Origin of the sequence: Thalassomonas actiniarum, from assembly GCF_000948975.2 — a bacterium.
GTDB lineage: Bacteria > Pseudomonadota > Gammaproteobacteria > Enterobacterales > Alteromonadaceae > Thalassomonas > Thalassomonas actiniarum.
The window spans coordinates 5,584,457-5,610,084 of the sequence record NZ_CP059735.1; the positions used below are offsets into that span (position 1 = coordinate 5,584,457).

The 25,628-nt window shown below is 48.1% G+C and carries 26 protein-coding genes and 1 pseudogene; 5 read left to right on the top strand and 22 right to left on the bottom strand.

Annotated elements, in window-relative coordinates; all coding sequences use genetic code 11:
• The first annotated feature begins 87 nt into the window (after window positions 1–87).
• Window positions 88–969 (top strand): LysR substrate-binding domain-containing protein, encoded by an 882-nt coding sequence (locus SG35_RS24290; protein WP_044836136.1) that lies wholly within the window; start codon window positions 88–90, stop codon window positions 967–969.
• Window positions 970–978: 9 nt separating this feature from the next.
• On the opposite strand, the gene SG35_RS24295 is transcribed toward SG35_RS24290, so the two are convergent.
• Window positions 979–3,447, bottom strand: coding sequence for a TIM-barrel domain-containing protein (locus SG35_RS24295; protein ID WP_053043468.1), 2,469 nt, complete (start codon window positions 3,445–3,447; stop codon window positions 979–981).
• Between the two features lie 300 nt (window positions 3,448–3,747).
• On the opposite strand from SG35_RS24295, the gene SG35_RS24300 reads away from it, so the two are divergent.
• Together SG35_RS24300 and SG35_RS24305 are read left to right on the top strand one after the other, a co-directional pair.
• Window positions 3,748–5,496 (top strand): alpha-amylase family glycosyl hydrolase, encoded by a 1,749-nt coding sequence (locus SG35_RS24300; protein WP_044836135.1) that lies wholly within the window; start codon window positions 3,748–3,750, stop codon window positions 5,494–5,496.
• A gap of 159 nt (window positions 5,497–5,655) precedes the next feature.
• A complete protein-coding gene (locus SG35_RS24305; protein ID WP_201777851.1) occupies window positions 5,656–6,084 on the top strand; it encodes a secondary thiamine-phosphate synthase enzyme YjbQ in 429 nt (142 codons plus the stop codon).
• A gap of 143 nt (window positions 6,085–6,227) precedes the next feature.
• Here the strand turns inward: SG35_RS24305 and SG35_RS24310 are convergent, their stop codons facing one another.
• Entirely contained in the window at window positions 6,228–6,512 is a 285-nt protein-coding gene (locus SG35_RS24310; protein ID WP_044836134.1) for a SymE family type I addiction module toxin, read from the bottom strand.
• Between the two features lie 287 nt (window positions 6,513–6,799).
• On the opposite strand from SG35_RS24310, the pseudogene SG35_RS24315 reads away from it, so the two are divergent.
• Window positions 6,800–6,988, top strand: a pseudogene (locus SG35_RS24315) (YjbQ family protein); the annotation flags it as partial.
• A gap of 223 nt (window positions 6,989–7,211) precedes the next feature.
• On the opposite strand, the gene SG35_RS24320 reads toward SG35_RS24315, so the two are convergent.
• The 6 genes from SG35_RS24320 to SG35_RS24345 all read right to left on the bottom strand — a co-directional run bounded on the left by SG35_RS24320 (window position 7,212) and on the right by SG35_RS24345 (window position 13,152).
• Window positions 7,212–7,844, bottom strand: a complete 633-nt coding sequence (locus SG35_RS24320) for a PEP-CTERM sorting domain-containing protein (protein WP_044836133.1) — start codon at window positions 7,842–7,844, stop codon at window positions 7,212–7,214.
• Between the two features lie 403 nt (window positions 7,845–8,247).
• On the bottom strand, window positions 8,248–9,333 hold the full coding sequence (alr, locus tag SG35_RS24325) for an alanine racemase (protein ID WP_044836132.1): 1,086 nt from the start codon (window positions 9,331–9,333) through the stop codon (window positions 8,248–8,250).
• Window positions 9,334–9,348: 15 nt separating this feature from the next.
• Window positions 9,349–10,767, bottom strand: a complete 1,419-nt coding sequence (dnaB, locus tag SG35_RS24330; protein WP_044836131.1) for a replicative DNA helicase — start codon at window positions 10,765–10,767, stop codon at window positions 9,349–9,351.
• A 253-nt stretch (window positions 10,768–11,020) separates the two neighbouring features.
• Window positions 11,021–11,968: a DUF4097 family beta strand repeat-containing protein gene (locus SG35_RS24335; RefSeq protein WP_044836130.1), complete on the bottom strand. Its 948-nt coding sequence runs from the start codon at window positions 11,966–11,968 to the stop codon at window positions 11,021–11,023.
• A gap of 84 nt (window positions 11,969–12,052) precedes the next feature.
• Window positions 12,053–12,586 (bottom strand): hypothetical protein, encoded by a 534-nt coding sequence (locus tag SG35_RS24340; RefSeq protein WP_152646843.1) that lies wholly within the window; start codon window positions 12,584–12,586, stop codon window positions 12,053–12,055.
• An 8-nt stretch (window positions 12,587–12,594) separates the two neighbouring features.
• Window positions 12,595–13,152 (bottom strand): RNA polymerase sigma factor, encoded by a 558-nt coding sequence (locus SG35_RS24345; RefSeq protein WP_044836128.1) that lies wholly within the window; start codon window positions 13,150–13,152, stop codon window positions 12,595–12,597.
• Between the two features lie 486 nt (window positions 13,153–13,638).
• Between SG35_RS24345 and SG35_RS24350 the strand changes: the two genes are divergently transcribed.
• Window positions 13,639–14,091 (top strand): hypothetical protein, encoded by a 453-nt coding sequence (locus tag SG35_RS24350; RefSeq protein ID WP_044836126.1) that lies wholly within the window; start codon window positions 13,639–13,641, stop codon window positions 14,089–14,091.
• 113 nt (window positions 14,092–14,204) lie between these two features.
• On the opposite strand, the gene SG35_RS24355 is transcribed toward SG35_RS24350, so the two are convergent.
• From SG35_RS24355 to SG35_RS24420, 14 genes are all read right to left on the bottom strand, one after another.
• A complete protein-coding gene (locus SG35_RS24355; RefSeq protein ID WP_044836125.1) occupies window positions 14,205–15,212 on the bottom strand; it encodes a phage late control D family protein in 1,008 nt (335 codons plus the stop codon).
• 2 nt (window positions 15,213–15,214) lie between these two features.
• Window positions 15,215–15,427, bottom strand: a complete 213-nt coding sequence (locus SG35_RS24360) for a tail protein X (RefSeq protein ID WP_044836124.1) — start codon at window positions 15,425–15,427, stop codon at window positions 15,215–15,217.
• A gap of 12 nt (window positions 15,428–15,439) precedes the next feature.
• Window positions 15,440–15,883: a phage tail protein gene (locus SG35_RS24365; RefSeq protein ID WP_044836123.1), complete on the bottom strand. Its 444-nt coding sequence runs from the start codon at window positions 15,881–15,883 to the stop codon at window positions 15,440–15,442.
• A 2-nt stretch (window positions 15,884–15,885) separates the two neighbouring features.
• Window positions 15,886–18,606 (bottom strand): hypothetical protein, encoded by a 2,721-nt coding sequence (locus tag SG35_RS24370; protein WP_044836122.1) that lies wholly within the window; start codon window positions 18,604–18,606, stop codon window positions 15,886–15,888.
• 470 nt (window positions 18,607–19,076) lie between these two features.
• Window positions 19,077–19,334, bottom strand: a complete 258-nt coding sequence (locus SG35_RS24375; RefSeq protein WP_044836121.1) for a phage tail assembly protein — start codon at window positions 19,332–19,334, stop codon at window positions 19,077–19,079.
• 6 nt (window positions 19,335–19,340) lie between these two features.
• Window positions 19,341–19,850 carry a phage major tail tube protein gene (locus SG35_RS24380; protein WP_053043467.1) on the bottom strand — a complete coding sequence of 170 codons (510 nt, stop codon included), beginning with the start codon at window positions 19,848–19,850 and terminating at the stop codon, window positions 19,341–19,343.
• Window positions 19,850–21,046 carry a phage tail sheath subtilisin-like domain-containing protein gene (locus SG35_RS24385; protein WP_044836120.1) on the bottom strand — a complete coding sequence of 399 codons (1,197 nt, stop codon included), beginning with the start codon at window positions 21,044–21,046 and terminating at the stop codon, window positions 19,850–19,852. The genes SG35_RS24380 and SG35_RS24385 overlap by 1 nt, the downstream gene beginning before the upstream one ends.
• 186 nt (window positions 21,047–21,232) lie before the next feature.
• A complete protein-coding gene (locus SG35_RS24390) occupies window positions 21,233–21,568 on the bottom strand; it encodes a GPW/gp25 family protein (RefSeq protein ID WP_044836119.1) in 336 nt (111 codons plus the stop codon).
• A gap of 31 nt (window positions 21,569–21,599) precedes the next feature.
• A complete protein-coding gene (locus SG35_RS24395) occupies window positions 21,600–21,899 on the bottom strand; it encodes a PAAR domain-containing protein (RefSeq protein WP_053043466.1) in 300 nt (99 codons plus the stop codon).
• 37 nt (window positions 21,900–21,936) lie between these two features.
• Entirely contained in the window at window positions 21,937–22,608 is a 672-nt protein-coding gene (locus SG35_RS24400) for a phage baseplate assembly protein V (RefSeq protein ID WP_044836118.1), read from the bottom strand.
• 52 nt (window positions 22,609–22,660) lie between these two features.
• Window positions 22,661–23,266, bottom strand: a complete 606-nt coding sequence (locus SG35_RS24405; protein ID WP_044836117.1) for a hypothetical protein — start codon at window positions 23,264–23,266, stop codon at window positions 22,661–22,663.
• Between the two features lie 116 nt (window positions 23,267–23,382).
• On the bottom strand, window positions 23,383–23,637 hold the full coding sequence (locus tag SG35_RS24410) for a hypothetical protein (RefSeq protein ID WP_044836116.1): 255 nt from the start codon (window positions 23,635–23,637) through the stop codon (window positions 23,383–23,385).
• 11 nt (window positions 23,638–23,648) lie between these two features.
• Entirely contained in the window at window positions 23,649–25,001 is a 1,353-nt protein-coding gene (locus SG35_RS24415) for a hypothetical protein (RefSeq protein ID WP_044836115.1), read from the bottom strand.
• A gap of 2 nt (window positions 25,002–25,003) precedes the next feature.
• Complete coding sequence (locus SG35_RS24420) at window positions 25,004–25,627, bottom strand: hypothetical protein (protein WP_044836114.1); 624 nt, start codon at window positions 25,625–25,627, stop codon at window positions 25,004–25,006.
• Window position 25,628: the final 1 nt, after the last annotated feature.

Below are 25,628 nucleotides of genomic sequence, written 5' to 3' on the forward strand. Positions count from 1 at the left end.
CGTCTAGATGTTTATACGGATATACTTATCTAATAACGGAAGACAAACAAGCGCAAAATATTCAGCGGGGTATGAAGAAACTTCATCATGTTCGAGCTTAAACATTTAAAAACCATAGCGGCCCTTAATGCCAGCGGTACGATTCGTAAAACGGCGGAAAAACTTTTTTTAAGCCAGTCGGCCTTATCCCATCAGCTGAAAGAGCTGGAGTTTAAACTCGGCGATAAAATTTTCATCCGCAATACCTCCCCGGTGCAATTTACCCGCCCGGGCCAGCTTTTGCTTGAACTGGCCCACAAGGTATTGCCGGAAGTGGAAAACACAATTTCAGCCCTGAAAGGCCAGAACAGCGCTGAAAAAACATTAACCCTGGCTTTTGCCTGCCACGCCTGTTTTCAATGGTTATTACCGGTAACCCAGGCATTAACTGAGCAAAACCCGGGGTTAAGGTTCAGCTTTACCGACCCTTTGTTTCTAGAAGAGCATCAACAGGCAGATATTCTGTTTACCGATGAGTTAAATGAAAAAAGCGACCTGGAGTTAAGGGAAATAGGCCAGTTTGAACTGGTTGCCGTCGTGGCAAATCAGCACCCGCTGGCGCAGAAGAAGTTTTTATTGCCGCAGGATTTTCAGGACATTAACCTGCTGACGTATCCGGTGAAAACACAACGCCTGGATATTTTTAACCTGTTTCTAAGCCCGCATGCGGTCACCCCGGACAAGATAAAGCAGGTGGACAACAGCCATATGATGTTGCAAATGGCGGCGGCAGATATGGGCGTGGCGGTATTGCCCGACTGGCTGGTCACCAGCCTGGCCACGCCTGCGTTGTTAAAAAGATTGCCACTGGGCAAAACCGGCCTGTTTAAAACCTTATATGCCAGTTATCGCCCGGCCAATAGTAAGCTTCCTGAAATAACGGCCTTCCTGCCCCGAGCCATCGACGCCTTTAAGGCGCTGTACCGATAAAAGAATCGTCTAATTAAAGGTCAGTGCCAGCGGCTTACCGTCAAAAGCCAATGACAACTTCAGCTGCTTGCTGCTTTGATCATAACTGCTATTGAGACGCTTGCCTTCCAGGTATACCGCTTTGAAATGCGGGGCATTATGCACCACCAGGCTCAGTTGCTTACCCGGCAGCTGTTTTTTGGCGAGTTCGGCCAGGGCGATATTAAAGCTGAGTTTCTGCTCCGATGCTTTAGCGATAAAGTCGATCTTGGTAAATTCTCCTTGCTGATATCCCAACGTTTGCCCGTCATCCTGATAAAGCCGAAAACGCGACTCGCCGACACCGGCATCAAACCAATAATGGATAATCAGTTCATCGCCGGAATACTCCCGGGTATTTAGCATATCCGGAGCATGGGGAATAATCGCGCCCCCTTTCACCAATACCGGAATCGTCTCCTGGTTGACGGGGATCTTTGACTTACCGCCCTCTTTACCCATTGAGTAGGGTTGATCGGTAAAATAATCAAACCAGTTACCGGCAGGTAGCTGATAGTCAAGCGCTGTCACCCCGGGAGCGGTAACCGGCAACACCAGCAGGTTCGGCCCCCAGAAATAAGCCTTAGTATCCAATAAAGCATCACCGGCTAAGGTGTCATCCTCAAAAAATACCGGGCGCATCAACGGCGTGCCCTTACTATGATTTTCCCAGGCCAGGGTATAGTTATAAGGCAGGAGTTGATAACGCCAGCTTAAAGCTTCTTTCACCCGAGCCGCCACTTCTTCGCCGTGAAACACAGGCTCAGGCAAGACACTGTCGTCAGCATGGGGGCGAAATACCGGCGAAAAGGCGCCAAATTGCAGCCAACGTACGTAAAGCTCGGCATCAAAGGTTTCTGCAGCAACAAAGCCGCCTAAGTCAGAATGGGTATAGCCCAGGCCCAATAAGCCCATTTGCAGCGATAACTCCACCTGGGACGCTAATGCCGCCCAGCTGCGGCTGACATCCCCGGTCCAGGGGATCATGCCGTAGCGCTGACTGCCGGCAAAACCCGAGCGCATCATGATAAAAGGACGTTGCTTTGGTTTCGCCCGGTTAAAGCCCTGATACAGGTTTTTTGCCCATTGATGACCGTAAACATTATGCACTTCATCCGCCAGCGCGCTTTGTCCCGACTCACTTAAGCTATGTACGGCATCCGCGGGATGCACTTCCGGCTCGCCCAAATCCCCCCAAAAACCTGCTATGCCCCAGTCCAGCTGTTTTTGATAAAAAGGCCAGAACCATTTTTGCCCTGTTTCAGAGAAAACATCTACCAGCGAGGTATTGCCGAAATAAAAATCAAAAGTTTTTGCCTGCCCCTGGGCGTCCATGGCAAAAGCCCTTGCATCATTTCCTGCCTGCCAGTTGCCGGAGCTGGTTAAAACAAAAGGCTCACTGATCAGGATGCTCTTGATGCCCATATCGGCAAAGTCCTTTACCATCTGCTCGCCCTGGGGGAAGGTTTTTCTGTCCCAGTCGAGGTTACCCATATGCCCTTTGATATCCGGACCAAACCAATAAAGATCAAAAATAATGGCATCAAGCGGCATTTTTTGTTTTTGATATTCGGCCACCACTTCCCTGGCCTGAGCTTCGCTGCGGTAGCCAAAACGCGATGCCATACTGCCCAGCGCCCACATAGGCGGCATAGGCTGCTTGCCGCTGGCAGAGGTATAATGATCAAGCAAGTCAGGATAATCATCCGCCATAGTCACCAGGTAGGCCGTTCTGCCGCCACCGGCGCTAAATTCCAGGATATCCTGTTCACTGGCCCCCAGATCAAGCGAACCTTTGGCACTGTTATCGAACATCAGCATATATTTATTGCTGGACATCAAACCGGGCAGGCCAAAATACATCTGCTTGGAATTATCTTCATAACCATAATGGGCCTTGTTATACAAAGGCAGTTTAAAACCTCGCCTGTCCATGCCCAGTACCCTTTGCCCGCCAGCAAAAAGCTTTTCATCCGCCGCTAACTTAAAACGAAAGCCCTGGCTGTTTTTACCGGCGATATAACCCAGCTCCTCCTCAAGTTTCAGCTGCCCCTGATGATAAAAGGCAAGTTTAAAAGGTGAGTGTCGGATCACTACCGAAGAGGTGGTACTGCTAAAGCTCAGCGCATCTGTTTTTTCAGTGACTGACGTCGTTATACTTTGCTTATCAAGCTGTAAGTTTTCATCCAGCCTTTTCTCATCAAGTAAATAACCGGGCAACTGCTTGACGCCATTGGCCTGATAATGGATATAAACACTGTTATCGGTAATATATTCAATAACAATCTGTCCCCGGGGCGAGTGCAGCACAAGTGTATTGCCCTTGTGCCGGTAACTTTGCCATTTTTCAGCAAAAGCCGTTTGTTCCCCTGTATCAGGCGTAAAAGCCTGTACCGGCATGAATAAAGCCGGATATAAGGTGATACTCAGGGCTAACAACAGTTTACTTAATAACTTCATAAGATTGGTTCCATTTGCTGGCGGCTTATCAGGCTTAGATTAGGCGTCAAAGCGCCATGATATCAAGGCAATATAACCCGCATAAAATGATCCGGGCCAGTCCGGCCAGGGTGAATACGTATGCAAATGCTTGTCATATCCGTGCCCGAATGAATAGGATAAACTCAATTACAGCAGTACCCGGCCCGATAACATTACCTGAGCTAACGCCGGTGGCCAAAATGCCGGAAACCGACAAGCCTGGCCTTAGCCCCTGAATATTGGCCATATCAACAGCAATACAAATAGGAATAATTAACCATGAATCTGACCCGCCTGGCTTTACTCCCGGTTTCGGCAATTTTATCCCTCTCCCTTGGCGCCTGTGTGTCACAGCCGGGCCAAAAAGCAAATTTGGCCCATGAACAGAGCATGCCGCCAGCGTTTTATGGCAGCCAAAATCCCTTTGCCTCAGAGTCGGTTTATTTCCTGTTAACCGACAGGTTTGTCGATGGCGATCCCAGCAATAACCAGGAAGATCAAGGGGGTGAATATCCCACCTTTAACCGGGTACTCAAGGGAGAAAACGGTGAACAGGCCAATGTCGGCTATATGGGGGGCGACTTTAAAGGGGTACTGGATAACGCGAATTATATCAGGGACATGGGCTTTACTTCGGTATGGCTGACGCCGATAGTCGACAATCCGGACCAGGCCTTTAGCGGCGGAGAAGAAGTCACCTATGGCGCCTATTACAAAGACGGCGGTAAAACCGGTTATCACGGCTACTGGGGCACAAACTTCTACAAGGTAGACGAACACCTGCCGTCAAAAGATTTAACCTTTGCCGATTTTACCCGTAAGTTAAAGCAGGAACACCAACTGAACTTTATCCTCGACATAGTAGCCAACCACGGTTCACCGGCTTACAGCATGCCCGAGCAGCAGGGGAATTTCGGCAAAATCTTCAATGAACAGGGACAGCTGATTGCCGACCACCAAAATATCCATCCGGAAAAGCTGGATAAGAACAATCCCCTGCATGCCTTTTATAATACCCATACCGGCCTGGCCCAGCTTTCAGATGTCGATGAAAACAACGAAGCGGCACTGGATTATTTTACCGGGGCTTATTTGAAATGGATTGACCAGGGGGTACATGCTCTCAGGGTAGATACCATCAAGGAAATGCCCCATGCTTTCTGGAAAAAATTATTTGACCGCATCCGCGCGGTCCATCCGGAGATCTTTATTTTCGGCGAAAGCTATTCCTACGAGGCAGAATTTATCGCCGAACATACCCGGGAAGAAAACGGCGGCGCCAGCGTACTGGACTTTCCCGGCAGAAAAGCCATCACCGGCGTGTTTGAAAATCCCGAAAGCGACTTTAGGGAGCTTTTGTCTTACCTGCATTTAGATGACGGCGTCTACCAGAATCCCTATGAGCTGATGACCTTTTACGACAACCACGATATGGAGCGCATGAATGCCTCCGACATGGGCTTTGTCGATGCCAATAACTGGCTATTTACTTCCCGCGGCATTCCGGTGATTTATTACGGTTCAGAAATGAACTTTATGACCGGCAAGCCGGAGCACCAGGGTAACCGCAACTATCTCGGCCAGGACAGGATAGAAGAGGCAAAAAGCCATGTTATCCACAATGAACTAAAACAAATCGCCGGACTGAGAAAAGCCACCCCGGCCCTGCAACGGGGATTACAGCTTAACCTTGACTTTAACGGGCAAACCGCAAGTTTCTACCGGGTATATCAGGACAAGGGCATCAGCCAAACCGCGTTAGTGCTGTTAAACAAAGGGGACAAGGCCGCCGATTTTAACATCAGCGAAAAGCTGAGCAGCGGCCGCTGGACGGACGCCATCAGCGGCGAACAATACCTGGTTGATGATAGCAATGCCGCCATCAATACCCGGGTGAAAGCACACGGGGTTAAGGTGTTGCTGCTAAATGCCCGGGCGAACCACCCTCAACTGCTCGCCGAACTGGCAAAACAGCAAGAGAGCTTATTTCCTGTCAGTGCAAAAAAGACTGAAATCGCTGCCCATTAGGCCCTACTTGTAAGACAACAACGGACAATCAGCATAAATAAGATAACATTCATTTGAAAAGTTTTTATTGCTGATTGCCCGGCCCCGGGTTATCTGCTAAAAATACCTGTCAGCAAAGATGTTTTAGCAATCGTTTAGCAAGAATAAAGCGGGAGAGTAATGATGTGGTTTCAGACGGAAATAACCCTGGCGGCGAGGGGGCGTGGTTTTCATTTAATCACAGATGAAGTTGAGCATAACCTGCCCCAGCTAGCCTCAATAAAATGCGGCTTGCTGCATTTATTTATTAAACACACTTCCGCTTCCTTGACCATCAATGAAAACGCCGACCCCACGGTAAGATCGGATATGGAAGAGCACTTTAACCACTTTGTTCCCGCCGATGCCATCTATTACCAGCATATTTATGAAGGCAGCGACGATATGCCCGCCCATATCAAGGCCAGCACTTTAGGCAATAATCTCACTATCCCGATCAGCAAGGGCCAGCTCAATATCGGCATATGGCAGGGAATTTATCTTGGCGAGCACAGGAACCACGGCGGTAAACGCACCCTGGTGGCTACCATTCAAGGAGAAACGCTTTAACTTTTACTTAGCTCACATGTTTTACCTGCTTTAACAACCGCGACCAGTTAACAGTATTAGTCAGCTTTATTCGCTATGATAAAGCTGCCGTACCTGCTTTAAGGCACAGCAGCTTGGCTTATGGCCTTTTAAAAAGCCCGGGGTTATTTTTCAGCTAACAGGCTTGGTTCCGCCTGCTTAGGTGTGATGACCAGCTCTGCCTGATTGACAACAATACTGAGCTTTTGCCCGACCGGGAAACCGGCCAACCGCAGCCATTTCCCCCTGAGCACAACACAGGGCTCAAGCTTGACGGGCACATAGTTAATGCCTATGCCGCGGGTTTTCGTCGCTGTGTTGCAGACCGTTTCCTGTACGGTAAGTTGCCGATAAATGGGATATTTTACTTTTGCCGAGACTGGCTCTGGCGTATGATGATATTTAGCCATGACGTACTCCTGCTGAGTTCGTTGTGGTTAGCGACCTCTGGGTGTTGACGCACTCAGGGGTTGCGACTTAAGTTACTACTTTTGCTTTATTGCTTAGTAATAACGCCTGTTATTGCAGCATTTCATTGGTGGAAGTGTGGCAATAAATGCTCTCCTTTTGGACTTGGATAGCATTATTAAGGAAAGACCAATTTACGGGGAAATCAATAGTAGATTGGTCTTTTTTTGAGGGAGATTTGAAGGCCTTTTTCTTAATTAAAAATGAGAGCACTCCCATCCGTATTTAGCAGCATATTTATGAAGGCAGCGACGATATGGCCCATATCAAGGCCAGCACTTTAGGCAATAATTTCACTATCCCGATCAGCAAGGGGCAGTTCAATATCGGCATATGGCAGGGCATTTATCCTGGCGAGCACAGAAACCACGGCGGTAAGCGCCCCCTGGTGACCACCATTCAGGGCGAAGGGCAATAAAAGCGGCTTAGTTTGAGACTATAATGCCCGTTAAAGCATATGGGAATGATTCAGGGATGGGCGAATCCTCAGCCTAACCAAGGCCATAATTAGCGTTAACTCCCCTACTTTCTCCTAAGTCAAGTCAGCTTGCGAATACCAAAAAGAATAAAGACAATTAAGTAAATTGCCCGCCTGCCATTTTTCAATTCACGACTGCGGGCCTTTCAGTATTAACTGAGAGTTAGCTTTTAACCCGGCGCAGCCCTAATCCCAACAACCCTAATCCAAGTATGGCAAAACTCGTCGGCTCCGGCACATCACTTATCGGGTTTAAATCACGCACTACATATATAGCCATATTTTCATCTGCATAATCGGCAGTATAAGTATAACCACCTTCGATACCGACAATAGTCATATTTGTATACCAATGATTAAAGCCCATGGTTTTCACTTTATCATCTTCATCTTTATATAAAGCCCAGAGAAAACGATTGCTGGAATTATGGCGGTAGGGAGAAAAAAGCCTTTTAAAATCCCAACCTTGCTCTTTAAGATCCAGATCAGGGCTTATATCGCCATGATCACTATCACTTAATGAAAAGGCAGTGTGGTAAAGATTTTCCACCTCGTTATTGGTTGCTAAACGCCAGCCGTCATTTTGGTCGACTTTTTCATGCCAATTGTTCATGCTTGAACCAAATGTACTCCAAAAGCTTAACCAAACCAAACCTTGCTCTTCATCCAATATCCCTCTTTGTCCGGCTGAATCTTCGCTATCAGCCAAGACCAGGCCGGCACTTGCTTGACCAGATATCACGAAAGCAGTAATTAGGGCTGAGGTTTTAACAAAGTTTTTAATTTTAGCTATCATAGGTACTTCTTTTTGCTCATAATTTGTAATGCTGCGGATTCTACAAAGGCAAGACTTAAGTTACAACTATTTAACCATTACATCACATTACACCTAGATGTTCGCTACAGACGGACAGGATAAAATACCTCAATGCGAAATCATGCATTTTCGCCAGCGGAAGTCGCAGTGATTTCGCCGATAGTGGTGATGGCAAGTAAAGAGAGGAACAACCACGAAAAAACGATTAAAGTAGAAGGGATAACAGCCTGCCGATCGCACTTACTTCATACTGGGGCAAACAATGGCAGGCAAGCTTGTAACGGTATTGGCTGTACAATTAACTTATCTGCCAGACCCGCTTTGTCCCGCTACGGTCAAAACAAAAAACTTGACTCAAGTTGACAGCCCGCCGCCTGTCCGTTTACACCACTTCTATCTGTACTCGCCGGGTAATATTACATAACAGCTCGTAGGGTATAGTAGTAGCATGCAGGGCAATTTCCTCAACCGGCAGCCCCTGCCCCCATAAAATAGCCAAATCTCCTACCTCATCCCGGGAGTCTTTTCCAAGGTCCACTGTGATCATATCCATGGACACCCGCCCGACCAGCGGTACCCGGCGGCCATTCACCAATACCGGGGTGCCGTTACCGGCATGGCGGGGATAGCCGTCGCCATAACCTATGGCAATCACGCCGATAGTCGTATCTTCTGAGCTTACCCAGGCAGCACCATAACCCACGGCTTCCCCTGCTTTTAAAGCACGTACCGCAATCAGGCTCGACTGCAGCGTCATCACAGGTTTGATCCCCAGACTTTGTGCACTTTGTTCGGGTGCCGCCATAGGCGATACGCCGTATAAAATCAGTCCGGGGCGGATCCAGTCGTATCGGGTTTGCGGCCAGGCATAGCTGCCGGCGGAATTGGCCAGCGACTTTTCATTATTATAACTTGCCGTTAATTGCTCAAATAACGCCAGCTGGCTATTGGTGACGGGGTTTTCTTTGTCATCGGCACAGCCTAAATGGCTCATCAGCACTATATCCGGGTCAACATTATCGCTTGCCGAAAGTGCCTGATAAAAATCATCAAAGTCTTCCGGGTTTATCCCTAACCTGTGCATGCCGGTATCTATTTTCAGCCAGACTTTTAATGGTTTTTCCAGCTGTGTCCGGGTAAGGGCATCAAGCTGTTGCCGGTTGTGTACTATGGTTTGCAGGTTATTGACCGCCAGAATCGGCAAGTCCTGCTCGGTAAAAAAACCTTCCAGCAAGACGATAGGTTTAACCACGCCGGCGGCACGCAGGGCCAGTGCTTCATCGAGGCGGGCAACGCCGAAGGCATCTGCCTGGGGCAAGGCGCGGGCGATGCGCTCCAGGCCATGGCCATAACCATTGGCTTTTAGCACCGCCAATACCTTGGCCTTGGGAGCAAAAGTTTTTACCCGGTTGAAATTATCCACCAGGGCCTGGCGGTCGATCACCGCCGTTGCAGTTGTTAATGTCACGAGTCGGAGAAACCCTTAATCTTCTTCTAATACATGCGGACCGGCATAATTGTCAAAGCGGGAGAATTGCCCCTGGAAGGTCAGCGGCACCCGGCCTATCGGACCGTTACGCTGTTTACCGATAATGATCTCCGCCATACCTTTAAATTCCGAGTCGTCATGGTAGACCTCATCCCGGTAGATGAACATGATCAAGTCGGCATCCTGCTCGATCGCTCCCGATTCACGCAAATCCGAGTTTACCGGGCGTTTATCGGCACGTTGCTCCAAACTACGGTTTAGCTGCGACAGGGCAATAACCGGCACTTCCAGCTCTTTTGCCAGCGCTTTTAATGAACGGGAGATTTCCGAGATTTCCAGGGTACGGTTGTCCGAGAGCGCCGGTACCCGCATCAGCTGCAGGTAATCTATCATGATCATGCTTAAACCGCCGTGATCCCGGGCAATACGCCGGGCACGGGAGCGGACATCGGTGGGGGTGAGGCCAGCGGCATCATCGATATACATCTTGCCTTGCTCCATCATCAAACCCATGGTAGATGATAACCGCGCCCAATCCTCGTCATCAAGCTGACCGGTACGAATTTTCGTCTGATCGATACGCCCCAGGGAGGCCAGCATCCTCATCATCAACTGCTCTGAAGGCATCTCCAGGCTGAAGATAAGCGCAGGTTTGTCCTCCATCATGGCGGCATTTTCCGCCAAGTTCATAGCAAAAGTGGTTTTACCCATGGACGGACGGGCGGCCACGATAATTAAGTCCGAAGGCTGCATCCCGGCGGTCATCTTATCGAGATCGGCAAAACCGGTAGAGACCCCGGTAACACCGTCATGAGGCTGTTGGTAAAGTTTTTCGATACGGTCTACGGTTTTTTCCAACACCGAGGTGATATTTTCCGGGCCTTCGGATTTATTAGCCCTTTGCTCGGCAATTTTAAACACTTTGGTTTCGGCAAAATCGAGCAGATCGGCACTGGTGCGCCCCTGGGTATCGTAACCGGCTTCGGCAATTTCATTGGCAACACTGATCATTTCCCGGGTGACCGCACGTTCACGGACAATTTCCGCATAAGCGGTAATGTTGGCGGCACTCGGGGTATTTTTCATCATCTCGGCGAGATAAACAAAACCGCCGGCGTCTTCGAGTTTTTGATCGTTTTCCAGCGATTCCGACAAGGTGATCAAATCCACGGGTTCGCCCAGTTCAATTAAGGCGCCGATAGATTCAAAGATCACCCGGTGTGCCCGGCTGTAAAAGTCCGCGGCCACCACCCTTTCACTGACCCGGTCCCAGGTCTCGTTATCCAGCAGCAGACCGCCGATCACTGATTGTTCGGCTTCAAGCGAATGCGGCGGTACTTTTAATGCGTCAACCTGCTGGTCACGATCAAAATCTTTGTTCTTTTTAAATTTAGGTGCCTTGCGCTCGGCCATGAATAACTACCTTGACGATTTTTCTGATCACCGGGATATAAGGACAAATATCACGGTCATTGTATAAGACCGCTAATGTAGCAGATTATGGCGCTAAGAAGAACATCAAAGCGTAAAGAAAGGGATTAAAAATGCGCGCTCAAAGCTTTATAAGACATAGAATATGCCGATACCAACAAGCGCTGAAGGATAACTTGCCCGGCCGCAAAAATTCGCCCGGAAAATTAATCTCCCGGGCATATCCGTTTAGCTCTTAACGGCTGGCAACCCTGATATTGCCGCTGACGGTATTGCCCCTGACCGAACCATTACCATTGCCGGTCACAAATTCCAATTTTGAGCTCGGCCCATATTTAGCTTCTACCGCCTTGTCTGAGGTGAGTTTATTGACTAAGTCGCCCCCGGCATTGGCCTTCAGGCGGAAACTTGCCTGAACGTCCGGCTGAAATTTCAACGCCATATCACCGCTGACACTGCTGAGTTTAACCAGACCGCTATCATTTAAGTTCAACTGCCCTTCCACATCCCCGCTGACGGTGGATATCGCCAGTTCATCGACCTGTGCCAGATTAAGTTCGATTTCACCCGAAACACTTGTCACCTGGACTTCACTGGCCTCGGACTGACTCTTGATATCGCCACTGACGGCTTTCAACTGAAGGCGGCCACTTGATGCCTTATCCCGAATATCTCCGCTGACGGTAGAGAGCTGCACCTTGCCAGATAACCCCTTAACTTTAATGTGGCCGCTGACGGTTAACAGTTCCACATGATTGCTGAGATTTTCCCCGCTAAGATCGCCGCTCACGGTTTTCACGTCAACATTACGGGTTAAGTCCACCAGGGTAACATCGCTGGAAACACCGCCAAAACTTACCCGGGCATTTTTAGGCACAAAGATGGTCAAATCTGAACCCTGCTCATTCCAGCGGTTATTGCTGTTATGCGGCATCATCACTTTTATTTCGATCAAAGAGCCCTTTTGCTCAAAGATAAACCCCTCCGCATTATCGTCCAGCTCCCCTTTAACCGAGACCTGGTCTTTATCCCAGCCGGTAATGCTCACATCCCCGTTCGGGCTTTCGATGCTGATATTGCTGTCCCCGGAGGCGGGCAAGACTTTATCTATCTTTTCCCCGGCCAAAGCCGGCAGCGCCAAGCTTGTCAGTAAAACCGGTAAAATATATTGAAAAACCTTCATAATTAACCTCTTTCCGGCAAGTTTCGTTCGCCGGTAAAATTACTTTCTTAAAATTCGTGACTTAACACAGCACTCAAAACCAGGCTAAATCGATTGCCACTGCGGGCTGTATAACTGCTCGATTAAATCCAGCTCTTGCTGCTGGGTCCAGCGTAATAAACTCAACAAATCGGCATTGTTGGGATCTTCTGCCAGCGCTTTATTTATCGATGACCTTGCCGCCGCCAGCTGATTCAGCTGGTTCTGCATATCAAGCGGTAACTCGCTTATTTTCGGCTGGCCAAAACTCACCAACATGGTATTTTTTTGCAATTCAAAATCTTGCTGCATCGCCGCCACTAAGTTTAACTGGCCTGGCTGGCCCTGCTGCGGCGCTAAATTCATCCAGGTCAATAATACCGCGGCAATCACGGACGCCGCCCAGGCGAGTGGCATTGTCACCTTATTGGTTTTCATGCCAACGGATGATACCTGCTCATTTGTCTGCTGCGGCTTTTGTTGCGGCAGCTGCACCAGTGCCCGCTCAATGCCCGGCCATAAATCACGCTCCGGTGATATTTCTTCAGGCAATTGCTCTATCCGGCTCTGTAATGCCTGGTCCGATAGGGGTTTGTTCATCTCGTTACTCATTCTTCCACCCACTCTTTTAGCAAACTTCTTGCCCTGTGATATTGCGCCTTACTTGAACCGACCGCCATATTAAGCATTTTGGCAATTTCCTCATGCCGGTAGCCTTCAACGGCAAATAAAACAAACACCAACCGGGCGCGCTCGGGTAATTTCATAATTTGTTTGTCCAGCTCGTGCAGCTCAGGCATCTCGGCACTGTCTTCCGCCTGCGGCTGGTCTTCGATACTGAAAACCCGCTGCAGCCAGTTTTTCTGCTTTCTTAAATGTGCCAGTACTATGTTGGTGGCCACACTGTGCAGCCAGGTGGTGAACTTACTTTCACCGCGAAAATTGGCAATTTTTTGCCATAACTGCACAAAAACTTCCTGACAAACATCTTCGGCACTGTTTTTATCCGCCAGCATACGCCAGCACAACGCGTAAACCCTGCGATGATGCAGCTGATATAAGTGATGAAATGCCTGCTGATCTCCTTGCTGGGCAGCTTTAATCCACTGCTGCTCCTGATCGGCAAGAAAAACCTTCTGCGCATCAATTATTGTTGAATTGTCCAATCAGCCTGCTCTCGTATTAACCAAATGTGTCGTGTTAAAAGATTAGATGCAGTATGCCGGAAAAGGGTTTAAAGGAAAGGATAATTTTTTAACTTTTATTTGTTTTCAAAGAAATAAAAAGCAATTTAACCCCTAACGGTAAAAATAATGGCTATGGGGTTCGAGAAAGGTACTGGAAAGGCTTTATTTCCCGTTAACGCAAACAAAGAATCGATGAAAGGTTTGCCCTGATTGCCAGGAGTCGGAAACCGAAATATTGAAATGAAAAATAACAGGGGGAAAGTGGTAGGAAGCTTGGAGAGGTGAAAAATCAGGAACAGTTGTTCAGATAAGCCTTTGTAATGTTGTGTAATGTCATCCGTATTGGCGGCCATGTTAGATTAACGCCGTATTAACTTTTAGCAACAAGTAATTTAAAAGGCGCCATCGGCCAGAGAGGCAGGTTATCAGCGTTTTATTATCAAGAATAAAAATAAGGAAAAATGAATGAAGAAGTACATTTTCTTAAGCGCAGCTTTATTGTCAGCATGTTCTGTCACTTATGAAGCGCCACTTACAGTAGAGCCGGTCGTTAAAGCCAACCATAACCAATCGGTAAAAGATATCCTTAAAAATGCTAAAAGAACACTTTTAATGGATGGCTACCGGATCCAGACCTTTGATGATGAAGCCGGTATTATTTCCACCTCGTTAAAAAATAAAAAGCTTACGCCGCTGGAAGCCGATTGCGGACAAACCATGGGACTTGATTATCTCAAAGATAACCGCACCAAAACCGAACTGGCCCTGAACATTATCGTGACGGAAAAAGAAGTTACCGTGAAATCCAACATCCACGGTGAATACAAACCCGGCAGAGTAGACCAGGACATCACCTTAACCTGTATTTCCAAAGGAGTAGTGGAGAATAAACTGCTTAAACAGTTAATCACAGGTTAATTGATAACGGATAATGTTGCTATTGAAACTAGCCTTTTGCTAGCGGCAAGGACGCCATACCTTTTTTAGCAACCAGGCAAAGGAACTTGCCCAACGACAATAAGCCAGCAGCATCATCCCTTAAGTTGCTGGCAAATCGCTTTAGTGACAAACCCTTTTTTATCAATCAGGTGCTCAACTTCCGCCACAAACCAGGCACCGTCAACCCCTTCCCTGACCTGACTGATACTCACAGTACCGCCGGCCCTGATATCAGGTTCACCAATTACCATAATTTCTATAGTTTTCGCCACCCGGCTGGCATGGTTTAACCGGGTTTGCGCCGCCCATTTGGCCGTAGTTTCATCGGCATAGGTATAACTTAAATCAAAGCAGGGAGAGCCGGAGCCCACTTCCACCATAGTGCGGGTGGCACTGATAAAGTCGTGATACCAGGCCCGGCACGACTGATAAGCAGGGTATTGGCTTTGCAGGGTGCGCCAGCTGAGCAAATCTTCAATATCCAGCGCCACTTCGGCTATCCCCTTACCGCTGAGGGTTTTACCTGTACCGCGCGGCATGAAAAAGATCACATTTTCCTGTACCTTGCAAACCGCATCATAATAACTTGCCAGCCGGGTCAATAGCTGGATATCGCTTTCACTTTGCTCTATTTGCGGCAACACTATGCTCTCAAGCTCAGGCGATATTTTTGCCTCAAGGCCATGGTTACCGGCGACCTTGGCAAACAAGTCTTTGAGCAGCAAAGGTTCCTGTGGTGTCGATAACCAGCTGAATTTCACCGGTGCCTTTAAACTTTTCGTCCACAGACGCTTATCACCATATAAGGTTAATTTGTCTCGTGGGCCATTAAGAGCAAACTCGCCAACATTATACTCACCAAAATCATGCAAGATCTCCTTTTCATCTTCTTCTTTGCCATAGCCCAGGGAAATACGCACTTTGTCTTCATCACCGGGCAGCTGGATGCGGTGATCGATATGGTCGTCCACCACCAGTTCGCAGCTGTCGCTGACCAGGCCCATTTTCTGGTTTACCCGGACAGAGACCACACGCTCCATCAGTTTATTGCTGATGTCCTTGTTGTTGGCTTCGATATTAAATATTGGAAATTTTTTCATGCTCAGTCCCAGATATTGATGGTATTTTCGGTTTTAACCACCGCCAGCTCAGGTAACACGATCGTGATATTTTCCGGATATATCACGCCAAGTTCCGCCAGACCCGGGTTAACGGCTAAGACTTGCTCTACCGCCCCCGACTGACGGCCATAATGCTTCCAGCAGATATAATCCAGCGAATCCCCCTGGCGGGTTTGATATTTAACACTTGCCATAATTCCCCCCTGCTACTCGACTTTGAATTTGTATGCTTTTAATGACATGCTAAAGGTAATTTCTCTCGGGTTACCGTCGGCTAAAAACAAGGTACGTTCCTCATTGATAGCGCTGATACACCATTTACCTAATATTCGGCCAACCCCGCCAATGCCGCCGGATGCGGCTTCTACATAACAGAGTTGAAGCGGCTCACCTTTACTGGCCTGCTTACGCATATCATCAACCTGCTTTAAGCCATTGGGCGCCATTTGCGGATAAATAATCCCTTCAATATCCAGGGTACGCTCCCCCGGTCCGATATATTGCATTAACGGACTATTCGTCTTTGTTGGCGCCTCATTGGGCTCCCAGCGATAGCTGGAAGCATAACTGAGCTTATGAAAGCTTGCGGCTTTCACCGCAAACTCAAATTCCCCCAACTTCATCATGTAGTTTTTATTGCTTGCCGCCATGATCAGGCCACCTCATCCATATAACGTAAACGCACGCCACGCAGGGCTTCACGTTCTTTTTCTTCAAGTTGTTGTTTAATTTGCATGGCAAGTTTGTGCTCATCCATACCATCACTGGCGTTCACCGTGATTTCGGCATTGACCGTCACCGAAGCATTACCTGGCTGAGCGGTGCCTGCACCGGAGCTGACGGAGGCAACATTCGCCGCTTGCTGGTTTAATGCACTCACCTTGGCCGATGACAATCCCTGAGGAGCTGTGGTGCCAGCAGATAGTGCGGCGTCAGAAACTTGATTAGTTAAAATATTTCCTGCCGCCACACCAGGCTGGCTCTGAGGAGGTTGTGCCGGGACCTTTTCAGCGTCGTCATCACCAAACAGACCCGATACCAGGCCGCCGACAGAGCCGCCTATGCTTTCACCGCCAAATGCTCCCAGGGCGCCGCCGATCAGACCACCGATAGCGGTACCGAACACCGGGATGACGGAGCCCATGGCCGCGCCTGCGGCGGCTCCTGCCAGGGCTCCGCCCATCCCACCTGCAGCTGCCCCTACCTGCTTGGTTTTTTCACCGGTGCTGAGGCTGTCGTCGGATAAGGTGGTGGCAATATTGGCCGCTCCCATCAGTGCGGTTACCGGGGCCGCCACCCTTCCTAAGAGTTTTGATGCCGGACCTTTAAGCAGGGATTTAAACAGTCCCCCTTTGCCTTTACCGCCCAGCGCCTTGCCAAATGAGCCTAACTTGCCCTGTTTAGGGCCAGGTTTAGCTTTAGGTTTCGCTTTGGCTTTTTTCTTCGCCCCGTCGCCTTCATCATCAACATCCGTTAGCTGAGACGGTTTAAAGCCTTTTTTGCCCTTATGCTTTGCTTTGCCCTTTTTATTCTTGTTGCCTTTACCCTTGCCTTTGTTTTTACGCTGTTTTTTCTTCTCTTTTTCAGCTTCTACCTCAGCCATGGCTTCATCCTGCGACTCACCAAACAGGTTATCGTACAGACCGTCCATAGACTCAAAAATGTCGGCAGCACCGTCAAAGCCAAAGCCTTTTAATAAATCAGGGGCGGCATCAAGTACGGAAGAAAGATCCCCCGACATCACCTCTTTAAAATTAACCTGTTCCAGGCCGGCGATACTTTGGTCAAAAATATCGGCCACGCCGCCCATATCGAGGGAGCGGAATAAATCTGAGCCGGCGCTGGCAATCGAGCTGATATCGCCGTTCATGATGCTGTTAACATCAAGCTTGTCAAAAGCCGCCTGGCCTTTCGCCAGCACATCTGCTGCTTCGTCTAAACCTAAGCTCTGTAATAATTCAGGGCCGGCATCGAGTAATGAGCTGAGATCGCCATCAAGAATGGCTTTAGGATCAAGCTTTTTAAAACCTGCTGTGCCTTTGGCCAAGACATCGGCAGCATCGCCGTAGCCCAGTCCCTGCAAAATTTCCGGACCGGCATCAAACAATGAACTGAGATCACCGTCTAACATCGCCTTAGGATCAAGCTTTTTAAAGCCCTCGGCGCTGTTGGCTAAGATATCGGCTGCACCGTCGTAACCCAAGCCTTTTAGCAGCTCGGGGCCGGCATCAAACAGTGAGCTGATATCACCGGATAATATCGCCTGGGGATCGAGCTTTTTAAAACCGGCGGTGCCGTGAGCCAAAGCTTCAGCCGCGCCGTCATAACCTAAGCCTTTTAACAGCTCGGGCCCGGCATCTACCAGGGAATTGAGATCGCCATTTAAGATCGCTTTGGGATCGAGTTTTTTCAGTCCCGCCGCATGACCGGCCAATACTTCGGCTGCATCGTCAAAACCAAGCCCCTGCAATAACTCGGGACCGGCATCAAACAAGGAGTTGATGTCGCCATTTAAGATTGCTTTGGGATCGAGCTTTTTAAAGCCCGCGGTGCCCTTAACCAGGGCGGCTGCCGCGTCATCGTAACCTAAGCTCTGTAACAGTTCAGGACCGGCATCAAGTAAGGAGTTAAGATCGCCTTCGACAATAGCTTTAGGATCAAGCTTTTTAAAACCGGCAGTGCCTTTGACTAAGGCCTGCGCCGCACTGTCATAACCCAAACCTTTTAGCAGCTCGGGACCGGCATCAAGCAGGGAAGTGAGATCCCCTTCAAGTACGCCTTTGACATTGAGCTTGTCAATAACCGCCTTGCCCTGTTCAAAGGTTTTCGCGGCATCGTTAAGCTCGAATGAGCGCAACAGCTCAGGCGCAGCGACACTCAATGAGCTTAAATCGCCATCGAGTACGCCGTTAATATCAAGCTTGGCAATACCGGACTGGGCTTTTTCCACCACATCGGCGGCGTCATCAAGTTTAAAAGCCCGGAGAAATTGCGGCGCAACGCCGGTAATTTTCGTCAGATCTTCCGCCATCAGGTTTTGAAAATCTAATTTCGCCAGGCCATCCATCGCCTTGACCAACTCCGGCGACTTTGTTTTAAAACCCAGTTGCGTCAATTGCTTAACAACTGAGCCCAGGCTCTCGCCCAGATCCGGCATCTCTTGCCCGGCCGCGGCTGCTTGTGCTTGCTCAGCCGCTAATTGTGTTTTTACCTGCTTATTAACCGAAACCTGCTGTTGTGCCGCTTTTTTTTGTCTTGATTGGTTTTGTTTTGATTGCTTTTGTGCAAGCTGCCTTTGTTTTGCTTGCGCTTGTTTTGAAGATTTTTGCGAAGTCGCAAGGTTCTTTTCACCTTTGTTTTTCTTGAGTGGCATAACGTAATCCAAAGAATGCAAAGAAAAATAAGGAAACGAGAGGCTTCCCGGCTTGAATAAATATCCCTTTGCTAATAGCAAGCACGCATGAGCGGGCTTGCTATTAACAAAGGCATTATTACGAGGTGATAGTTAGGTGATTAATTGCAGCGTTAACCTGGACAAATAAAAAGAGCAGACCCTATCCCGCAGGATAAACATCTCCATATGTAAAGCCGCTCTTGGGCATCCATGATTTTTTATCTGCAGCAAAGGGGAACCATCTCCGTGTCACCCTTTGCTGTTGTGCATCCCTGCTTAAAGATAAGGAAAGCTAAATGCCTCCCGCGCTTGTTAAAACGCTCAGGATTCCGTTTCCTGCTTATAACTCAGAGCAGCCTCAAACCAGTCGGTTAAGTCCTGCTCTGTTAGGGCCGTCAATTCCTGCATGCCCCACCCGGTATACTTAGCTAAGGCAATAACCATAGCTTTTAAGCGCTGGGGCGGGATGCGAGAAAAAGTTGCAATTTTTCCCTTAACTGCACGAAATCACTCCAGTCTAACTCTTCGATAACATCGGGAGAGACTTCACATAAATGCGAGAAGTAGTGAATTTCACTTTCCGATTCATGCAGGTCGTTACGGTCAATCATCAGACGGTCACGTACCTTAGGTCGACGCATTGAAAGATTCGTATATTCATGGCCATCTATTTTAATGGGGAAGGCTAACTTGATATGTTCTTTCATTGTCTATTACTCTCCTAGAGCGGCACGTAGTTTAGTCATTTGGTCGACACCGTTAATCACACGGGTATCGTTATAAAGATCAATCTCGTAGATAGATTCACCGTTGATCTCTAACTTGTATTTCTGTACGGCATATTGCATCGACAGCTTAGCTTCTTCGCCGTCTTTCCAGTTGCCCATATCCATTTCTTTGAAGAAACCTTCCAGGGTTACTACCACCGGTTCAGGATCTTTACCTTGTGCCTGGATAGCACCACGGGCCGTCATGGTAGTGGTTTTGCCACCCCAGCCGCCCATCAGCTTCATCACATCTGTGTTGTATTCCAGTAAGGAAATAGAACCTTCGAGTTTTTCTAACTGGCCGACATCAAGTTCGATCGGCGCCTGGAAACCGGAAGTTACTTCACGGGTTTTGACCGTTACTTTAGGTAAAGTGATTTCATCGGCAATGCCCAGGTAACCTTTACCGTCAACGAACAGTTTGAATTTTTTTAAGATTTTAGGAGAAATAGCCATTATACAAGCTCCTCTAAGTAGTCATTAGTTAAGATGCTGCGGAATACGATGTGCTCGGCAGGCGTTGGCGGGGTGAAATCAAAGTTGAAGTAGATTTTACCGGCCTGGATGCTTTCTTTACTGTTCAGGTCTTCATCCGCCCAGATTGAACCGCCTAAGATAGCGCCCTGTGCTTTTAAGTTATCCAGGAAGGATTGCACACCGTTAGTGACATCTTCGATATAAGTTTTGGTGATGTTGCGATCCACAGCCCACATGTGAGCACGCAATAATGAGTCATTGATCATATCTGCGGTACGAACCACAGATAAAAACGCCCATTTTTCTTCGCTAGTGGCGGTACGGTTGCCCCATAAACGGAAACCATCCTTGCGGATAATCGTGGCGACGTGGTTTTTGTTTAGCAGATCGGCACGAGAGGCAGGGTCGCCTAACTGGAAATCAATGGAACGGGCCGTACCAACGATACCATTCATAATTTGGTTGCTCGGGCTCCACCAGAAGCCACGTTCGTTATCTGATTTGGCGATCATACCGGCAACACGGGCACTGGCCGGCTCGACTACGCTCTCACCATCTTTAAAGACCTTAACGTGTGGATCAACAATAAAGATACGCTTTGAACCAAGCTCTGTTTTATAAGCCACTGCAGCATCATGTGTGTCATTTGGGCCGTCGGCAATAACCACAGCGCGCAAACGTTGGGCAATACCATTTAAACCATCAACAACAGGGTTTTTGGCATCATTAGGACGCTGATGAGTAAAGCCCGGCGCAACTAAGATACGCGGAGTAACACCTAATACCGCTTCTGCACCTAAAAATGCATGAATGCCTTCATATTCCGCAGACAGGTCTGAACCTAACACGTTAGGCATCGTTGCTATCGCATCAAGTTTCCCTTGACCATCAGGTACTTCTTCCACACGGATAACAACCACAACAGCACCAACCTGATCGAAAATACCATCAAGCGCCGCCGGTAAGGTGCCTTCTTCTTTATCCTTATCTGCAACTAATGCCGCAGCTTCGCTTCTTTTACCGGCAATCAATACCGGTTTATTTAACGGAAACTTTTCAGCATCGGCTCCCGGTGCAGTACCGATAAGACCAATAACCGAACTTGTTACTGTTTTAATTGGACGTGTCCCTTGATCGAGTTCGATCACTTCTACACCGTGTTGTAAACCTGACATATGTTTCTCCTTTGAAAGTTGTCAGTAAAAAAACTATGCCAAATACCCGATAAGCAAACTTATCGGGTTATCAAGCAAAGCAAACGTAAAAAGCCGGGAGAAACCCGGCTTAAATAAATGAATTAACTGATTTCAGTTAATATAAAATGATGATTAAGTATTGAATCTATTGCGATTAATAAAGCTTTAAACCACCAACCCCTCAAGTTTTACCGGCTCACCGTTAAGTAAATAACGGCCGATAATATCAAGGCCAAGCTTGCCGCTTTCCACCTTAGACACTGAGACACTTTCCAGCTCGAATCTCGGCTCCCATAGAGCCAGAGCCTGGGATATATCCATAGTGACATCCCCCACCAAAGAAGAGGAATAGGGACGGTCAACTAAATCAAACAGGCCGCAACCATAATCGCGGCGCATTACCCGACTGCCCTTAGGCGTGGTCAAAATATCAACAATACTTTGTTTTAAATGAGCTAAGCCTGAAAGGCTGCGCCCGGTTTGTGCGTTCATGCCGAGCATAAATTAAACCTCCTGCTGTTTTTCTTTAACATCACCCACCTGCGGTAAAGGTAGCAAATCCCTGGGCCATTTTTGCACCACAGCCACAGGTATCTCCGAGTCGGGCAACGGCTTTACCACCGATACTAAAGCTTCCGGAACCTGCAGCTATGGTGATTTTTTCATGTTTGACCTTAGGATCTGTGCTTAACACATGGGTGCTGATTTCATCACCGAGACGCAATGGCGCAATACCGCCTATGGTAAAGTTACCCACAGTTGCGGTGCCGGCTCCCGGAAGAAATAACGCATGAACATCGGTGATATGACCGTTAAGTGATACCTGTGGCATCTTGCCTCCCCTTTATAAACGCTGCTGTGTCAGGCGACTATTCCTGAGCACTGATATGGCTGGCATTAAGCTTCATATTGCCGCCCGCTTCCAAGGTCATATTGCCGCCCGCTTTAACACTGACGTCTTTACCGGCATCCAGGCTGATATTTTCGCTGGCGCTAACATTGACGGACTTGGCGGTAAGTTCAATATTTTCCGTAGCCGTCACCTTGGCGTTTGCTTCGGTGACTACGGTAATGTCCGCGGCGGTATTGATATTTAAGGTACCGGCAGAAACAATATCTAAGGTGGCATTCTCCCCTTTGATATCGATAAAATATCTATGGGTTTTGCGGTTATATTCCACCACAGTGCCGTCTAGGTATTGCATCCGCTCTATGTCCTGGCGCTCCTCGGCCGGGATATCGGAAACCAGCTCTTGCTGCTGTTGCTGATAAACAGCCCCGAGCACCACAGCCTGGGCAATATCGCCGCAAGGGGCCAGCACTAATACCTGTTCATCAATTTCCGGTGCCTGCCAATTAAGGTTGTTGCTGGCCCTGGCGGTTAACCAGGGCAGCCAGCTTGTCAGCCAGTCTCCAATTGTTACCTTAACCCGGGCGGTTTGGTAGTCCACCTCGGCTATGGTGCCGACACTGATCAGCTTGGCTAACCTGTGAGGTACATCGGCATTGCCGATCTCGGCAAAGACCTGGTTTAAGTTCATAAAACTCTCCCTGATTTCAACATCCGGCATTGGCGTTTATGGGTTAATACCATTACTCCACCACCTCGGGAATCGAGGCAACAAGCTGATAGTTTTCTCCCTGCACACCAAGATAAACCTCATGAATGTCATGCCCCGGAATTTCCGCATCCGGCTCAGTGTAATAATAAAGGTTCGCTTTTTGCCTGATAGTCGCCACGACACTGCTGTCGATAACTTCAAAGGCAAAATCACTGCTCACCACCTGAATCGATTGCCAGGGCCTGGCTTGCGTTTCGGCTTGCTCCTCTAAAGGATCAAGTGCCTGCAAACTGCTTTCCAATGCCGTTGACAGCTGATCGGCCAAAAGCAGTAGCGCATCGCCATCAACGGCCCCGACCCGGGTGGTGAACTCCAGTTCAAGTTTGCGCTTATGCTCAACGTGATTTTGCACCCCTTCGCTAATGGCGACATAACTGTCATCGCTATTTGCCACCGCAGGTGACAGTACTTGCTCCCCCTGCATATTAAGGACAACTTCCGGCAGTGCCGGTACCTGATTCAATGCCTGGCTTGGCAAAAATAAAGTGACGAGTGTATGTTCCAGGGATTGGGCGGATAGCCCGGCCTTTAACCGCAGCACTAATTGCTGCAGCAAGGCACTACGGTTAATTACCATGATAAGATCTCATTATTTGCTCATATAAGAAGAGCAGAAAGGTAAGTAAATATTTACCGGACGGTAAAATAAAGCGCTAGGCTAACGCCGAATTAGCAGATTAAAATCAAGCAAACTCAACCAGACTTAGAGAGCCCTACTTTAGCCATTAATCGGGCTGTTAGACTGCTCCCTTTTTCCGGTTCACTAGCGCCATGCATGCTGCTGGGCTTACGGCTCCCTTTTGCTGTATTTTCAGGGTTAAATTCACTGGTTTGCCACCAGCGTAATGCATCGGCTTCGTTCGCCCATGAAATACCGCTATCGGGATGCGTCAGCTGTAATACACCGTCTAAATCAACGGCATTTAATTTTTCATTCCAAATAAACATCAAGTTTGTCCTTAAGCAAAATAAACCCGGCTGAGAGAATAAGTCGGCCTAGTGGTGCTCGAAGTATAAAAATTAAAGTATTGCTGCACCACCAATGCCCGATGAATGGGCGAATGTACCACTAAGCGGGGGTAATATTGAGCCACAGCCTTATAACCATTATTCGGCGTCCGGCTCTCTAACATCGCGCTATAAAAATTATCTTTCGCCTTTAACTTTATTCGGCTGCGAAACGAACGGTTGTAGATCCCGGTTCCGCCGTTAAACTCTTCCATTTCAGCACAAGCCAGATTCGGCGCCGTGGTATAGGTTACCGATTGCGCCCCTTTGTTATCATAAGCCAACTCCATTAACTGAGTCGGCCTTGTTGTCGGCAAATAGGCATGTGAATTAGTCCCTCCTGTGGCGCTGGTAATATGTTGATGACTATTCACAGGCGTTATTTTTAAATCATGGAGAGCACCATAATCTCGCTGCTGTGCCCAGGTATCGAAACTGCTCTCGGTCAGAAAGCTGGTGTCAGTAACCTGTTGCCAGCCATTACTGCTCAGCACATGCAAGATACCGGCATTTACCCCATAAATAAGATGGGTTGCGGGATCTTGATATAACTTGAAGTAATCCAGGGCATGCGCCACTTCGGTAGTGAAATTCATATTTTGGTAAAGGGCTAAAGATTTACTGCTAGTGGTATAGGTCGCCGCACGTACCGAGCCATCATTAAGGCGCAGTAACATAATGTGGTCGACACTATTCGTCCCTAATAATCTTGTAGCGCTGTTTGCCTGTGAAACCTGTCCTTTACTGTCTATTTTTAATAAGGTTGCCCGGGTATTAGTATCCGTTTGACTGCCGGCATCCCAGTAGGCATAAAATTCACCGGTTAAATAATCTACCAGGCTAATCGTATTATAAGCACCGTAACTGGTCACGCTATCAGACAAGGTGAAACTGCTGCTATCATAATAATCCAGAATAAAATGCGGCTCACCGATTTTATTTAGCGGCGAGCCCATAATACCGGGGATATTATTGATTTTTGCCTGTACATCACTGTTTAATTGCGTGACAGATCCGGTCAGTTCATTTTGCATTTGCGGAATTAAGTCCAAGCTAGTGGCATTTTGTTGCAGTTGGCTGCTGGCGGTTTGTGCCGCTACAGTGGCAGCAGAAACCGCACTCGTTGCAGTATCTAAATGCCCTTCTGCTACCGCGATTAAGGCTTGTTCGAAGTCTTCGTTATCCGCCAGCGCCTGTACCGACTTGGACAAGAGCAATAGCTCTTCTGCGGTCATGTCTGCTTCGGCGCCGACTTTTAGTTTCGCCAGCAGTGACTGCACCGAAGACGATATTGTAGTCGCCATGGTTACGCTCCTGCTGTTTCGGTTAGCGGTTCATTGCCGATTAATGTTGCAGCAATACTTGCATCAACATTCACGACGGCAAAGACGGTTTTATCCAGACCCAAACGGAAGTCATCCGCTAATTTACTGTTAACCAATTCTTCATTCACTTCCCAATAACCGGCTTTGGTCATAGGTGCATTAATGGTGATCACTCCATTTTCCAGGATACCAGCAAATAAATCCTGCTCTCCTGTGGCTTGATTAACCACAGGAATACGAAACAGATCTTTAGGTACACTGGTGAAAAGTGATTCAGGATCCTCTTTATCGGTTAACAATTTTGCGGTAAGCTGTAAAGTTGAACCTAAAGTCACAGTCGTTTCATCAAAATCGGTTTCTGAATTGGGAGCCTGTAAAATCACACCAGATTCAGCTGCTACGACAGGGGTATCAAATACAACATAAGCAGTATAAGTTATCTCAGTAACCTCAGGCCCAGCCTGCAATTCAACTTCGGCTTGAGCATACGCCAGTGCTTCTTCTTCACTTTGCCATAACAAACCTGTTTCCGGGTTATTGGTGAACTCAGTGCCATCAGTAGCTACCAAGACTTCTTTATGGTTATTCCATGTAAATTCAGTCATT